Raw genomic sequence first — 15,494 nt, 5'->3', positions numbered from 1 at the left:
CGCGATGAAGCTCGGCGCGCCGCTGATCAAGCTGCCCCGTCAATATTGTGCGGAGACGCTGGAGCAGGAGGTCGCGGCGCTGCCGCAATCGGCGTGGCTGCCGCATCCCGGCCGGTTGCCGGGCAATGACGCGGTGCCGCTCATCACCCCCGCGGGACAGGTTTCGAACGGCTTCAGCGGGCCGATGGCGCCGACCGACGCGCTGCGCCAATGCCCCTATATCATGGAAATCATGGCCGATCTCGGGGCGGTCTGGGGGCGAAGCCGGCTGATGGGGCTCGCGCCCGGTGCGGTGGTGCCCGAACATGTCGACGTGGGCTATTATTGGCGCACGCATATCCGGATCCACATTCCCGTGGTCACCAATCCGGGTGTCGCGTTCAGCTGTGATCAGGAAACGGTGCACATGGCGCCGGGCGAATGCTGGCTGTTCGACAGCTTCTGCCTCCACAATGTCCGCAACGCCGGCGACCAGAAGCGCGTGCACCTCGTCCTCGACACCGTCGGCGGCGAAAGGCTGTGGGCGATGATCGATGCGGCGAGGCGCGCGGGGCGTGACGGTCAGCCGGTCGAGCGTGTCGCGCCGGGATCGGTCAGGCCCGAGGCGCTCGCGTTCGAGCAGGTGAACCTGCCAGCGATCATGTCGGTCTGGGAAGTCCGCTGCCACGCCGATTTCCTGACGCGCCAATGTCCGGCGTCGCCCGCCCTCGACGAAGTCAGGGCGCGGCTCGAGCAATTCGCGAACGCGTGGGGCGCATTGTGGGCGCAGCATGGCATCGATCCCGCGGGCCTCCCGGCATATCGCGCGCTGATCGATGCGGTGCAGCGCGACCTGCAACGGCTCGGCGCGCCGCGGATACTGCTCGACAACGACGTGCCGCTCGACCGGGCGCTCGCCGAACTGATCTTCATGGTTGCCGCGCCTTCGCCGGCCGGCATGACCGCCGCGGCCGCCTGATCCCGATGATCGTTTCGCACCGGCACCGCTTCGTCTTTACAGCGATTCCGAAGACGGGGACGCATTCGGTCCGCCACGCGCTGCGCACGCACCTCGGCCCCGACGACATGGAGCAGGCGCGCCTTTTTGTCGAAAAGGCGTTTCCGATCCCCGAGCTCGCGCGGATCGGGCACGGGCACATCAGCCTCGCCGAAGTGCGGCCGTTCCTCGGCGAGGAGGCGTTCGGCAGCTATCTGAAATTCGCTTTCGTGCGCAATCCGTTCGACCGCTTCATTTCCTATTGCGCCTTCGCGACCAGCCGCGAAGGAACATTCGATCGCGATCCGAAGCGCGTGATGCGCCATTTCCTGTTCACCGCGCCGCCGATGCAGCACATCATCTTTCGCCCGCAGCACCTGTTCATCACCGGTCCCGATGGCGCGCTGCTGGCCGATGCGGTCGGCAAGGTCGAGGAGATGCAGGCGTCCTATGATGCGATCGCCGCGCGCATCGGCATCGCGACGACGCCGCTCGACCATGCCAATCGCTCGCGCCGCGGCGCCTACCGTGACTATTATGATCAGGAGACGATCGACGGGGTCGCGAAAATCTATGCCCGCGACCTCGATCTTTTCGGCTATGATTATTGACGCCGGGCAAGCGAGACCAAGCATGTATCCCAATCCGCGAAAGACGACGAGTATCAGGCGGCTGGGCGCGGTGGACATCGGCGCCCTCAAGGCGGCCGTGCTCGCGATTCCCGAGAGCCTCTGGCAGGCCGAGAATGCGGACAAGCCCAACCGCTTCGAAGCGCTCGATGCGACTGCACACATCGTCTTTCGCTTCGTGTCGAGCGTGCGCGACTGGCGCGAGTCTTACGCGCGTCCGCTCTGGGCCGAATGGGAGCCGCTGCTTGCGCCCGTCCTCGCCGCGGCGACCGCGGATTATGGCTATGCGAACGGCCTATTCCCGCGCGTGATGCTGGCGCGCATGCCGGCGGGCGGGGTGATCCGGCCGCACCGCGACGCCAACCCCGCCGCGAAATGGCCGCACAAGATTCACGTCCCGATCCAGACCAGCGACCGCGTGACCTTCCGCATCGACGGGCAGGGTTTCCATCTGCCCGAGGGCGAGGCGGCCGAGGTAAACAATATGGGGATTCACGCCGTCGAAAATGGCGGCAGCGAGCCGCGCATCCACCTGATCTTCGAATATTATGACGCCGACCAGCCTGACCCGGCGTGGCTGGCGTCGATGGCCGGAGCCTGAGCGCCCGCGCCGCCGGCAATTGCGCCTTCGCCGCCGCAATCTTCCCTCGCATTGGGGCTTGTCGTTCACGAAGGCTACGCCGTTCGGCTGGCCGTGCCGGCGATCGCGCCGCTCCCGACAGAAATGTTCGAGTCACCGAACGCGCCGCCGGTGATGGCGCCGTGACCCGGGGGGCTGCGCCGTCGCCGACACAAAATTACTCAAGAGGCTTGCGGGAAGTCATTGTATTACGACATGTTTTTGCAACTGTTGCATATGGGGCACAGTTGGGACCCAAATTCCCGTCGATACGGGTAATTCACTTTACTCGCTAAGCATCGGCCGTCAGCGGGGACCCCCTCCGGAACCGCGGGTCCGGACCGGCTTGGACCGGTTCGCGCTCGCCCGGTGATGTGTGTACAGTATAAGGGTCTGAATTTTGAAGAAAAACCAGTTCTCCAAGCTGAAGCTTGGGGTCGCCCCGGTGGTTTTGGGTGTCGCGCTCGTATCGACTCCCGCCATCGCGCAGGACGCCGCGGCAGATGAAGCCGCGAGCGGAGACGTCATTGTCGTGACCGGCTCGCGTATCGCGCGCCCCGACCTCGATTCGGTCGTTCCGGTCGCCGTGATCGACAGCCAGTCGCTCGAACGCGACGCCGCGATCAACATCCAGGACGTGCTTCAGGAAATGCCGCAGGTCGGCATCGGCACGAGCCGCACCAACAGCAACTTTTCCACCAGCGCCAATGGCGTGGCGACGATCAACCTGCGCAACCTCGGCGAGAGCCGGACGCTCGTTCTCGTCAACGGTCGCCGCTACATCGCGGGTCTCGCCGGTTCGTCGGCGGTCGATATCAACAATATTCCGACCGACTTCATCGAGCGCGTCGACATCACCACCGGCGGTGCCTCGTCGATCTATGGTTCGGATGCGGTCGCCGGCGTGGTGAACTTCATCCTCAAGGATTCGTTCGAGGGTGTTCGCGTTCGCAGCCAGTATAATGTGACCGAAAAGGGCGACAATCCGCGCTATTTCGCGAGCATCACCGCGGGCACCCGCTGGGGTGCCGACGATCGCGGCTCGATCATGCTCAATTTCTCCTACGACAAGGACACGGGCCTGCTGTCGCGCAAGCGCGCGATGTCGGCGGAGGATTGCTATTTCGACATTTGCGGTCCCGACGCTTATTCGACCTATTCGGCGCAGGGGCGGTTCGAGCTGCTCGATGCCGCTGGCGAGCTCGCCGACGGGTTCAATGGCGGCAGCCTGTTCTCGTTCGACGAGAACAACAATCTGATCGCGGGTGGCGGCACGGGTTTCAACCGCAACGGCGTCCGCCGCATTTCGGTGCCGGTCGAACGCTACCTCGCCAATGCGGTGATCAACTATGAGCTGACCGACAGCATCAAGGCCTTCTCGGAAATCACCTATGCCAAGGTGAAGTCGAGTTCGCAGATGGAAGCGACACCGCTCGATTACACCGACCTCTATGACGATGGTGGCATTCCGCTCACCAACGCCTTCATCCCGCAGGACGTGCGCGACCAGATCGCCGCCTATAATGCGACCCCCGAAGGCCTCGCCGCACCGATCACGTCGCTCGGCTTCCGTCGCCGCCAGAACGAGGTGTTCAACCGTTCGAACCGCGCGTCGCGCGACACCTGGCGCGTTGTCGCCGGGCTGAAAGGTGACATCACCGACAAGTGGCAGTTCGAAACCAGCTATGTCTATGGCCGTTTCAAGGACTTCACTGCCAGCGAGGACATCGACAGCGCACGTTACCGTAACGCGCTCGATTCGATCAGGCTCGGCGACGGCAGCATCGTGTGCCGCAGCGACGCCGCGCGCGCCGAAGGGTGCCAGCCGATCAACATCTTCGGGTTCGGCACCGCCAGCCCCGAAGCATCGGCCTATGTCCAGGCGGTGGTTCCCAAGTCGCAGGAAACCGTTCAGCAGCAGCATGTCTTCTCGGCGGTTGTGTCGGGTACGCCCTTCGCGCTTCCCGCGGGCGACGTCGGCGTTGTATTCGGTACCGAATATCGCAAGGAAAAGAGCGTTGACGACCTTGACGCCCTTACCAACAGCGGTGGCAATTCGGGCAATGAAATCCCCGACACGATGGGCAAGTTCAATGTCTGGGAAGTGTTCGGGGAGGTCAATGTGCCGCTGCTGCGCGATCGTCCCTTCTTCGAGAATCTGTCGGTCGGCGGTGCAGTACGCTACTCCGACTACAGCCAGCGTCAGGTGGGCGGCGTGGTGTCGTGGAGCGTCAACGGCGACTGGTCGCCGGTGCCCGGCCTCGGCTTCCGTTCGACCTATTCGGTGGCCAACCGCGCCCCGAATATCTCCGAATTCGCTTCGCCTCCCAGCGAAACCTTCGCTGCGGTTTCGGACCCGTGCAACGGCGTAACCGCTGGCCGCACCAATGCGGCGGACGATGCCTGCCGCGCGATTCCGGCGATTGCCGCCGCCATCGCGGCGAACGGCTCGTTTGCGTACTCCCTCGCGGATATTCAGGGCATCAACGGCTTCGTTGGGGGCAATCCCGACCTCAAGGAAGAAACGGCGAAGACGCTCACCATCGGTGCCGTCATCCAGCCGCGCATCCTGCCCGGGTTCAGCATGACGGTCGACTATTTCGACATCAAGGTGAAGGACGCGATCAATGTGATCGAGCGCGACGAGTCGATCAAGCAGTGCCTGCTGACGAGCAACGACACCTTCTGCGATAATGTCGTCCGCAACGCTGCAACGGGCCGCGTCACGCGGGTCGATGCAACGCTGCTCAACGTGGCGAAGCTGAGCACCAAGGGTATCGACGTCGGCATGCGTTACCGCACCGGGCTTGGCCTGTGGGGCGACGACCGTCTCGAGCTGTCGGGCAACTACACCTACCTGATCGATTTCAAGTCGCAGGGTGACCCGTCGGCAACCGTGCGCGATCTGGCGGGCGAGGTCGGCTATTCGGAGCACAAGGCGTCGGTGCGCGCGGCCTATCTGAAGGGTCCGCTGACCTTCAGCTGGCAGATCAACTATCTGGGCAAGGCCGTGGGCGACATCGACTATATCGGTGACACCACCGTCTATGGTGACAAGCTGACGCTCGACGAACTGAACCGCGTCGGCGATCGCTTCTACCACGACGTCCAGGCGCGCTTCGACGTGGGCGACAACAAGGACTTTGCTTTCTACGCAGGCATCGACAACCTGTTCGGAAGCAAGGCGCCGTTCCTGCCCGGAACGCCGTTCGCGAATTCGCCGACCGGCACCGAAACCGCCGCGGACGTCTATGACGTCTTCGGTCGCCGCTTCTATGTTGGTGCGACGATCAAGTTCTGATCGATCCGCCAATGGCGAAATGAGAAAGGCGGGCCTCGTGCCCGCCTTTTTTATGCCCGCGAAAGCGGCTGTGGGACGCGCTACCAAGACGTGGCCGGTTTCGGCACGCCCCGTTGGCGAGCGGCGAAAACGAGCATCCGCTTATCGACGATGAACCTCGCTTGTTTGGTCCCGGCTTTTCACCAGCGGATTGAGTGAGTCCGCTTCGCAGCGCGTGCTGCGCGATCGGGCGGCGACGATCAGCAGCGGTATGATGTTGCGCCGCGTGTTCCGGCGCATGCGCGCTGGTTGGGGCGGAATTTCGGCCCCTAGGGGCGGCCTTCGCTTCAAAAATGAAAGGGCGGCATTTCTGCCGCCCTTTTTGTTACGCTGCAGCCAGCTTCAGCGCGCCGTCGCCTTCGTCGACGCGGATCGTCGAACCGTCCCTGACCTCGCCCTTGAGGATCAGGTCGGCGAGCGGATCCTGCAGATATTTCTGCACCGCGCGCTTGAGCGGCCTTGCGCCATAGACGGGGTCGTAACCGACCCGTCCGAGCCAGGCGCGCGCCGCGTCGGTCAGGTCGAGCGTCACCTTGCGATCGGCGAGCAGCTTCTGCACCCGCGCGACCTGGATATCGACGATGCCGCCCATATGCTGTTGCGCGAGGCGGTGGAAGAGCACGATCTCGTCGAGCCGGTTGAGGAACTCGGGCCGGAAATGCGCGCGCACCACCTCCATCACCGCGGGTTCGGCCTGTTCGACCGGGGCGTCGTCGGGCAGCGCCGCGATCGCCTGGCTGCCGAGGTTCGAGGTCAGGATGATCAGCGTGTTGGTGAAGTCGACCGTACGGCCCTGCCCGTCGGTCAGGCGCCCGTCGTCGAGCACCTGGAGCAGGATGTTGAACACGTCCGGATGCGCCTTCTCGACCTCGTCGAACAGCACGACCTGATAGGGCCGGCGGCGCACCGCTTCGGTGAGCGTGCCGCCCTCTTCATAGCCGACATAGCCCGGGGGCGCGCCGACGAGGCGCGCGACGCTGTGCTTCTCCATGAACTCCGACATGTCGATGCGGACCATCGCATTGTCATCGTCGAACAGGAAGCGCGCGAGCGCCTTGGTGAGCTCGGTCTTGCCGACCCCCGTGGGGCCGAGGAAGAGGAAGCTGCCGAGCGGGCGATTGGGGTCCTGCAGCCCGGCGCGCGCGCGGCGGACCGCGGTCGAGACGGCGCGGACCGCCTCGTCCTGCCCGATGACGCGCTTGCCCAGCGTTTCTTCCATGCCGAGCAGTTTCTCGCGCTCGCCTTCCATCATCCGGTCGACCGGAATGCCGGTCCACTTGCTCACCACGGCTGCGATATCGTCGGCCGTCACTTCCTCGCGCAGCATCGCATTGCCTGCCGCGGCCTGCGCCGCTTCGAGCTGCTTTTCGAGGCCGGGGATGGTGCCGTAGCTGAGCTCGCCGGCCTTCGCGAGGTCGCCCGCGCGCTGCGCCTGATCGAGCGCCGACCGCGCCGCGTCGAGCTCTTCCTTGATCTTCGCCTCGGCGTGGATCTTGTCCTTTTCGGCGTGCCATTTCTGGGTGAGTTCGGCCGACTGCTGCTCGAGATTGGCGAGTTCGGACTGCAGCGTCGCGAGCCGGTCCTTCGACGCGGCGTCGCTTTCCTTGCCGAGCGCGGCCTCCTCGATCTTCATCTGGATGATGCGGCGGTCGAGGCTCTCGATCTCCTCGGGCTTCGATTCGACCTCCATGCGGATGCGGCTTGCGGCCTCGTCCATCAGGTCGATCGCCTTGTCGGGCAGGAAGCGGTCGGAGATATAGCGGTTCGACAGCGTCGCCGCGGCGACGATCGCGGCGTCGGTGATCCGCACGCCGTGGTGCAGCTCGTATTTCTCCTTGATCCCGCGCAGGATCGAGATCGAATCCTCGACCGTCGGTTCGCCGACGAAGACGGGCTGGAAGCGCCGCTGGAGCGCGGGGTCCTTTTCGACATGCTTGCGATATTCGTCGAGCGTCGTCGCGCCGATGCAGTGGAGTTCGCCGCGCGCGAGCGCGGGCTTGAGCAGGTTCGAGGCGTCCATCGCGCCCTCGCCCTTGCCCGCGCCGACCAGCGTGTGCATCTCGTCGATGAACAGGATGATCTCGCCCTCGGCCGCCTTGACGTCGTCGAGCACGCCCTTGAGCCGCTCCTCGAACTCGCCGCGATATTTGGCGCCCGCGATCAGTGCGCCCATGTCGAGCGCAAGCAGGCGGCGGTCCTTCAGGCTGTCGGGCACGTCGCCGTTGACGATGCGCAGCGCGAGGCCTTCGGCGATCGCGGTCTTGCCGACGCCGGGTTCGCCGATCAGCACGGGGTTGTTCTTGGTCCGGCGCGCGAGGATCTGCACGGTGCGGCGGATCTCCTCGTCGCGGCCGATCACGGGGTCGAGCTTGCCCTCGCGCGCGACTTCGGTGAGGTCGCGGGCGAATTTCTTGAGCGCTTCGTAGCGGTCTTCGGCCGAGGCGGTGTCGGCGGTGCGGCCGCCGGTCAGCTTGGCGATCGCGGCGTTCAGCGCGTCGGCCTTTACGCCCGCATCGGCAAAGACCTTGCCCACCGGCGTGCTCGGCGCGAGAACCATCGCGAGCAGGATGTTCTGCACGGCGACGAATTCGCTCCCCGCCTTCGCGGCGACCTGTTCGGCCTGGTCGAGCAGGCGCACGGCATCATTGTCGAGGCCTGGCGTTTGCTGGGCGCCCGATCCGGACACGGCGGGCACCTTGGCGAGGAGCACGTCGATGCCCTGCACCGCGCGCGCGGTGTCGCCGCCGCTGTTCGCGATCAGCCCTGCGGCCATGCCCTGATTGTCCTCGAGCAGCGCCTTGGCGACATGCTCGGGCGCGATCCGCTGGTGGTTCATGCGGATCGCGATCGTCTGCGCCGCCTGCAAAAAGCCCTTGGCGCGATCGGTGAATTTTTCGAGGTTCATTCGGAAAGCCCCTTTCTCTGATTGAGAGATAGTGTTGCTTTTGGGCAACACAAGGGGCTTGCGACGCGACGGGCGCCATCGGCCCCCGCCGCCCCGGTCGATGCCGGAGCGGCGGGAAAAACCGGCGCGATCAGTCCCCCGAACGCGCGAGCTGGTCGAGCAGGCGCACGCCGAAGCCGGTCATGCCCTTCGGGACCAGCGGCGAATTGCTCTCGCTGCGGTTGACGCCGGCGATGTCGAGGTGCGCCCACGGCATCTTTTCGTCGACGAAGAAGCCGATGAAATGCGCACCGAGGCTGGCGCCGGGGCCGCCGCCGCCGCTGTTGCGGACGTCGGCGATGTCCGATTTCACGCGGTCGGCGTAATTTTTATGGAGCGGCATGCGCCACAGTTCCTCGCCGCTCGCGGCGCCCGCGGCGAGCAATTGCGCGGCGAGCGCGTCGTCGCGCGCGAAGAGACCGGCATATTGGTCGTCGAGCGCGCCGACGATCGATCCGGTCAATGTCGCGATATTGACGATCGCGCGCGGCTTGTACGCCTGCGCGACATATTCATTGGCGTCGGCGAGGACGAGCCGGCCTTCGGCGTCGCTGTTGACCATCTCGATCGTCTTGCCCGACATCGTGCGCACGACATCGCCGGGGCGCTGGGCGTTGCCGTCGGGCATATTCTCGGCAAGTGCGGCGACCGCGACGACATGCACCGGCGCACGCGACCTGGCGAGCGACAGCGCGGCGCCGACCACCGAAGCGGCCCCCGACATGTCGCCCTTCATATTGCCCATGCCCGCGCCGGGTTTGAGCGATATGCCGCCCGAATCGAAGGTGATGCCCTTGCCGACCAGCGCCAGCGGCGCATCGGGCGATCCCGCGCCGCGATAGCGCACCAGCATCATGCGTGATCCGCGCGGGCTGCCCTGGCCGACCCCGACGATGCTGCCCATGCCGAGCTTGCGCATCGCGGCTTCGTCGAGCACTTCGATGCTGACCCCGCCGACGCCCGAAAAGGCCTTGCGGACGTCGGCCACGAAGCTTTCGGGATAGACGACATTGGCCGGTTCGTTGGCAAGGTCGCGCGACAGGCGCACCCCGTCGGCGAGCGGCTGGTAGCGCCCGGCGTAGGTGGCCCCGGCGGCGGCCGCATCGCCGCCGACGATCGTCACCGCGTCGGTGGCGGGCGGCTTGCGGTCGACGGTCTTGTAGCGGTCGAAGCGATATTGGCCGAGCGCGAAGCCATAGGCCGCCTCGGCGCCCTCGGTGCCGGTGAAGGCGCCGGTGAGCGTCACCGGCTGGGCGTCGGACCGGACCTCCTGCGCGGCCTTGCCGCCCGCTTCGGCGCGCGCGAGCAGCGTCGGGGCGCTGCCCGTGCCAACGAGCAGGATGCGGTTGTGTGCCCCGATACCGCGCAGCGACAAGGTCGCATTCGCCTTGCCCTCGAACTTGGCGCCGGCCACCGCCGCCTCGATCGCGGCGCGTTCGGCGGTGCCGATCCCGACCGCGTCGAGCGCGGGCAGCGCGGCGCTGTCCATCAGCACGACGAGCACGCCGCGCGCCGGGGCGGCGGCGGCGAAGCCGATCGGCCGTTCGGGGCTGTTGGCGATGGTACCGGGTGCGACGCCTGACCCGGTTACCGTCTGCGCGATCGCGGCGGGGGCGGTCAGCGAGGCGAAGGAAAGGCACGCGGCAAGCAGCAGGCTCTTGGTAGGCATGAAGAAGGAACTCCCTGTTATTCCGTCGGTCTTGGTCCGAACCATCGCCTAGCACGACCGGCCCGGCCTGCAATCGCCGCTCGACGAACGACAGGCGCTTGCCATCGGGCACCGCCGCCGCCAGACAGGCCATCCGCGAGCGAGGGGACCGACATGTTGCGCAGGCTGGGAATCACCATGCTGATCTTGCTCGCCCTCGCGGGTGTGACGCTCGCCGTGTGGGAGCCCTTCACCGCGCGGCCGCCGCAGGCGCCGGCGTTCTCGCCCGCCGATATCCGCATCGCGCGCGACCGTTTCGGGGTGCCGCATATCTTCGGCAAGACCGACGCCGACGTCGCCTATGGCGTCGCCTACGCGCACGCCGAGGATGATTTTGCGACGCTGCAGGAGGTGCTGGCGATGACGCGCGGGCGCGCCGGGGCGATGTTCGGGCCCGACGGCGCCGCGATCGACTATGCCGCCGCGCTGCTCGACATCCGCAAGACCAGCGCGCGCGACTGGCCGCGGCTCCCCGCCGACGTGCGCGCGCTGTTCACCGCCTATGCCGCGGGGCTCAACCATTATGCCGACAAGCATCCCGACGAGGTCCGGCTGTCGGGGCTGTTCCCGGTCACCGGCGAAGATGTCGTCGCGGGCTTCGTGCTGCGCTCGCCCTTTTTCTTCGGGCTCGATTCGGTGCTCGGCAGCCTCGTCGAGGACAAGGTGATGGGGCGCGAGGGCGGGCCCGAGATGGACGCGACGGGCAAGCTGATCCCGCGCAAGGACACGCCGTTCGGCAGCGATCCCGCCGCCAACGGGTCGAATGCGATGGCGGTCGCGCCGGGCCGTGCGGCCGACGGCGCGACGCGGCTCGTCTCCAATTCGCACCAGCCGTGGACCGGCGGCGTCGCGTGGTACGAACTCGTCGTCCACAGCGAGGAGGGCTGGGATTTCGCGGGCGCGAACTTCCCCGGCTCGCCCTACCCCTTCCTCGGCCACAACAAATATCTCGGCTGGACCAACACGGTGAACCGGCCCGACCTGATCGACATCTATCAGCTGACGCTCGACGACAGCGGCGAGAATTACCGCTTCGATGGCGGATGGCGTCCGCTCGAGGCCGAACGGGTGTGGCTCAAGGTCAAATATGGCCCCTTCGTGCTGCCGGTGCCGAAGATGGTGTATCGATCGGTACACGGCCCGGTGATCAAGAATGACAAGGGCGCCTTTGCGATCCGCTACGCCGGGATCGACCAGGCGAATATGGTCACCCAATATTACCGGCTGAACAAGGCGAAGAATTTCGGCGAATGGCGCGCCGCGATGGCAGGACAGGGCGTGCCCGCGACCAATTTCATCTACGCCGACCGCGAGGGCAATATCGGCCTTTTCTACAATGCGATGTTCCCCGACCGGCCCGCGGGATACAACTGGCGCGGCATTCTGCCCGGCGACACGTCGGCGACGCTGTGGACCAGGACGCTGCCGTTCGACCGCGTGCCCGCGCTCGTCAATCCGCGCTCGGGCTATGTGATGAACGCGAACAATGCGCCGTGGGTCGCCGCGGGCCCCGGCGATGAACTCGACGCCGCCGCCTTCTCTCCGCTGCTCGGCATCGAGGATGACATGAGCAACCGCGCGTCGCGGCTGATCGACCTGTTCGAGGCATCGGGGCCGATCGACGAAGCGCGGCTGAAAGCGATCAAATATGACACGACCTACGCGCGGACGGGTTATGCCAAGGCGTGGATCGACCGCATCCTCGCGCTCAAGCTCGCCGACGATCCCGAACTCGCGAAGGCGCAGGCATTGCTCGGCGCATGGGACTGGAATCTCGACGGCAAGGGGCAGGGCGACGCGCTCGCGCTGATGGTGCTGCGCCCCGCGAACCGCGTCCATTACCAGCGGCTCGCCGAACGTCCCGATCCGCGCGCGACGCTCAAGGAAGCCGCCGACCATCTGCAGAAATATTTCGGGACGCTCGACCCGCGGCTGGGCACGCTGCTGCGGCTGCGCCACGGCGAGGGCGAGCATCGCGTCGACCTGCCGCTCGACGGCGGCAACGACACGATCCGCGCGTCGACGCTGTGGGATGCCGAGCCCGACGGACGGCTGAAGGTCCGCCACGGCGACAGCTTCATCATGTTCGTGACGTGGGACCGCGACGGGCGGCTGCATTCGGAATCGATCCAGCCTTTCGGGGCGGCGACGACGCGGCCGGACAGTCCGCATTACAACGATCAGGCACCGCTGTTCGTCCGGCGCCAGTTGAAACCCGTGCTGTTCGATCCCGCCGCGCTATGGGCGACGAAGCCGCGCGTCTATCGCCCTTGAACGCCGCGGCGCGCTGTCCTAAACCGCTGATACAGTGCCGTCCGGCACATCGAACTGACGCAGGCGCACCGCGCCTGCCCGCCTTGATCTAGGGGATTTTCATGGCTCGCTTTCATCGTTTCGCGCTGGCGCTGGCGCTGTCGACTTCGCTCGTCGCCGCCGGGCCGGCGCTCGCCAAAGCCAAGGCCACCGATCCGGCGCCGATCGCCGAACTCGTAAAGGCGGTTGACATCCCGTATCAGGCCTTCACGCTCGACAATGGCTTGCGCGTGATCGTGCACGAGGATCGCAAGGCCCCGGTCGTCGCGGTGTCGGTGTGGTACCGTGTCGGGTCGAAGCACGAGCCCAAGGGCAAGACGGGCTTCGCGCACCTGTTCGAGCATCTGATGTTCAACGGTTCCGAAAATGCCCCCGGCGATTTCTTCGAGCCGCTGCAACAGGTCGGCGCGACCGACTTCAACGGCACCACCAACGTCGACCGCACCAATTATTTCGAGACGGTGCCGACGGGCGCGCTCGATCGCGCGCTGTTCCTCGAAAGCGACCGCATGGGCCATCTGCTCGGCGCGGTGACGCAGGACAAGCTCGATAACCAGCGCGGCGTTGTCCAGAATGAAAAGCGCCAGGGCGACAACAATCCCTATGGCCTGCTGCGCTACGAGATTTTCGAGAATCTCTTCCCCAAGGGGCATCCCTACCACCACAGCACGATCGGTTCGATGGGCGACCTCAATTCGGCGAGCCTCGACGATGTGAAGAAGTGGTTCACCGACAATTACGGTCCGAACAATGCGGTGCTCGTGCTCGCCGGCGACATCGATGTCCCGACCGCCAGGGCGAAGGTGACCGAATGGTTCGGTGACATCCCGCGCGGCCCCGCGGTCACCGCGCCCGCGACCGCGGTGCCGACGCTGCCCGCGCCGCTCGCGAAGGAGGTCAAGGACCTGATCCCGACGACGCGCATCTATCGCATGTGGGCGATCCCCGGCCTCAACGACGCCGACGCGGTGCCGCTGCAGATGGCGATGAGCGTGCTCGGCGGCCTGTCGTCGTCGCGCCTCGACAATGCGCTGGTACGCAAGGATCCGATCGCGGTGAGCGTGTCGGCGGGCGCGCAGCCATTCGAGGATGCCGGCATCCTGCTGATCCAGGCCGACGTGAAACCCGGGGTCGACCCGGCGCATGTCGCCAAGCGCCTCGACGAGGAAATCGCAAGCTATCTGGCGAGCGGCCCGACCGCCGACGAACTGCAGCGCGCCGCGGCGAGCTATGTCGGCGGGGCGATTTCGGGGCTCGAATCGGTCGGCGGCTTCGGCGGCAAGGCGGTCGCGCTTGCCGAGGGCGCGCTCTATTCGAACGACCCCGGCTATTACAAGGTCGAGCTCGACCGCATGGCCAAGGCGACCCCCGCCGAAGTGAAGGCGATCGCGAACAAATGGCTGTCGCGTCCTGCCTTTTCGCTGACCTATACGCCGGGCGAGCGGACCGAGGGCGGCGAGAATCGCGGCGGTGCGGTGATCGCGGGCAAGGCGGGCGATTTCGTCCAGCCCGACCGCTACTGGAACCCCGCGCTCGGTGACGTCGGCCCCGACATGGGGATGGGTACGTCGATCGCCGACCGCTCGCAGCTTCCCGCGGTGAGCGACTTGAAGGCGCTCGACTTCCCCGCGATCGAGCGCGCCCGGCTCAAGAACGGCATCGAGGTCGTTTTCGCGCATCGCTCGGCGGTGCCGACGGTCAATGTCGCGGTCAGCTTCGATGCCGGTTATGCCGCCGATCCGCATGACGCGCTGGGCACCCAGTCGCTGATGCTGAGCCTGATGGACGAGGGCACGAAGACGCTCGACTCGATCGCCTTCGCCGAGGCGAAGGAGCGGCTCGGCGCACAGATCGACGGGTCGGCCAACGCCGACGAGACGGTGTTCAGCCTGTTCGCGCTCAAGCCCAACCTCGCGCCGTCGCTGACCCTGCTCGCCGACTATATCCGCAACCCCGCCTTCGACGCCAAGGAGCTCGACCGCGTGCGCGCGCAGCAGCTCAACCGCCTCAAGGCCGAACTCAACAATCCGAACGCGATCGCCAGCCGCGTGCTGATGCCCGCGCTTTACGGAGCCGAACATCCCTACGGCATTCCGCCGTCGGGGCTCGGTGACGCCAAGGCGGTGACCGCCGCGACGCAGGCGCAGCTCGCGGCGTTCCATTCGACGTGGATCCGCCCCGACACGGCGCGCATCTTCGTCGTCGGCGACACCACGCTGAAGGCGGTCACCAAGCAGCTCGACGCAGCCTTCGGCAACTGGAAGGCGCCGGCGACGGCGAAGCCGGTCAAGCATTTCGAAATCGCGATCCCCAAGCCGCAGCCGCGTATCCTGCTCGTCGACCGACCCAAGTCGCCGCAGTCGGTGATCCTCGCGGGCAAGGTGCTCGATGCCAAGGGCGGCGACCAGCTCGAGGTCCTGCGTTCGGCGAACGACATTTTCGGCGGCAACTTTCTCTCGCGCTTCAACATGAACCTGCGCGAGACCAAGGGCTGGTCGTACGGCGTTCGCACGCGCATCTCGGGCGACAAGGACCGGCTGACCTGGGTGGCCGCGGCACCGGTGCAGGCCGATCGCACGGGCGATTCGATCAAGGAGTTCCGCAGCGACCTCACGGCCTTCCTCGGCGACAAGGGGGTGACCGCCGAGGAGCTCGAACGCACCATCAACGGCAGCGTCCGCGAATTGCCGGGCAGTTTCGAAACCTCGGGCGACGTGCTCGGCGGGCTGCGGTCGATCGTGAAGTTCGGCCGTCCCGACAATTATTACGAAACGTTGCCCGCAACCTACGAGGCGATGAAGGCACCCGAGATCGACGCCGCGGCGCGCCAGGCGCTGAGCGTCGACGATCTCGTCTATGTCGTCGTCGGCGACGCGGCGGTGGTGAAACCGCAGCTTGACGGATTGGGGCTGACCGTGGAAACGGTGTCTCCCGCTAACTAACATCAGTTTCAGTAGGAGAGCCC

At 66.1% G+C, this 15,494-nt stretch carries 8 protein-coding genes; 6 read left to right on the top strand and 2 right to left on the bottom strand.

Annotated features, from left to right (window positions below):
* Nucleotides 1–4: 4 nt before the first annotated feature.
* The 4 genes from EAO27_RS17615 to EAO27_RS17600 all read left to right on the top strand — a co-directional run bounded on the left by EAO27_RS17615 (nucleotide 5) and on the right by EAO27_RS17600 (nucleotide 5,525).
* Nucleotides 5–958, top strand: coding sequence for an aspartyl/asparaginyl beta-hydroxylase domain-containing protein (locus tag EAO27_RS17615; RefSeq protein WP_242772478.1), 954 nt, complete (start codon nucleotides 5–7; stop codon nucleotides 956–958).
* A 5-nt stretch (nucleotides 959–963) separates the two neighbouring features.
* A complete protein-coding gene (locus EAO27_RS17610) occupies nucleotides 964–1,587 on the top strand; it encodes a sulfotransferase family 2 domain-containing protein (protein WP_242772476.1) in 624 nt (207 codons plus the stop codon).
* Between the two features lie 70 nt (nucleotides 1,588–1,657).
* The gene (locus EAO27_RS17605; RefSeq protein WP_242772474.1) at nucleotides 1,658–2,206 is read left to right on the top strand and encodes an aspartyl/asparaginyl beta-hydroxylase domain-containing protein; all 549 of its coding nucleotides are present in this window, start codon (nucleotides 1,658–1,660) and stop codon (nucleotides 2,204–2,206) included.
* A 418-nt stretch (nucleotides 2,207–2,624) separates the two neighbouring features.
* The gene (locus EAO27_RS17600; protein WP_242772473.1) at nucleotides 2,625–5,525 is read left to right on the top strand and encodes a TonB-dependent receptor; all 2,901 of its coding nucleotides are present in this window, start codon (nucleotides 2,625–2,627) and stop codon (nucleotides 5,523–5,525) included.
* 364 nt (nucleotides 5,526–5,889) lie between these two features.
* Here the strand turns inward: EAO27_RS17600 and clpB are convergent, their stop codons facing one another.
* Both clpB and EAO27_RS17590 read right to left on the bottom strand, forming a co-directional pair.
* On the bottom strand, nucleotides 5,890–8,469 hold the full coding sequence (gene clpB, locus EAO27_RS17595; protein ID WP_242772472.1) for an ATP-dependent chaperone ClpB: 2,580 nt from the start codon (nucleotides 8,467–8,469) through the stop codon (nucleotides 5,890–5,892).
* Between the two features lie 130 nt (nucleotides 8,470–8,599).
* Nucleotides 8,600–10,177 carry a leucyl aminopeptidase gene (locus EAO27_RS17590; protein ID WP_242772471.1) on the bottom strand — a complete coding sequence of 526 codons (1,578 nt, stop codon included), beginning with the start codon at nucleotides 10,175–10,177 and terminating at the stop codon, nucleotides 8,600–8,602.
* 153 nt (nucleotides 10,178–10,330) lie between these two features.
* On the opposite strand from EAO27_RS17590, the gene EAO27_RS17585 reads away from it, so the two are divergent.
* Together EAO27_RS17585 and EAO27_RS17580 are read left to right on the top strand one after the other, a co-directional pair.
* Nucleotides 10,331–12,490 (top strand): acylase, encoded by a 2,160-nt coding sequence (locus EAO27_RS17585; RefSeq protein ID WP_242772467.1) that lies wholly within the window; start codon nucleotides 10,331–10,333, stop codon nucleotides 12,488–12,490.
* Between the two features lie 101 nt (nucleotides 12,491–12,591).
* Nucleotides 12,592–15,471, top strand: a complete 2,880-nt coding sequence (locus EAO27_RS17580) for a pitrilysin family protein (RefSeq protein WP_242772465.1) — start codon at nucleotides 12,592–12,594, stop codon at nucleotides 15,469–15,471.
* Nucleotides 15,472–15,494 lie beyond the last annotated feature (23 nt).

This window comes from Sphingopyxis sp. YF1, assembly GCF_022701295.1.
In the GTDB taxonomy this organism is placed as follows: Bacteria; Pseudomonadota; Alphaproteobacteria; order Sphingomonadales; family Sphingomonadaceae; genus Sphingopyxis.
This window is presented reverse-complemented; position numbering and strand designations above follow the sequence as displayed.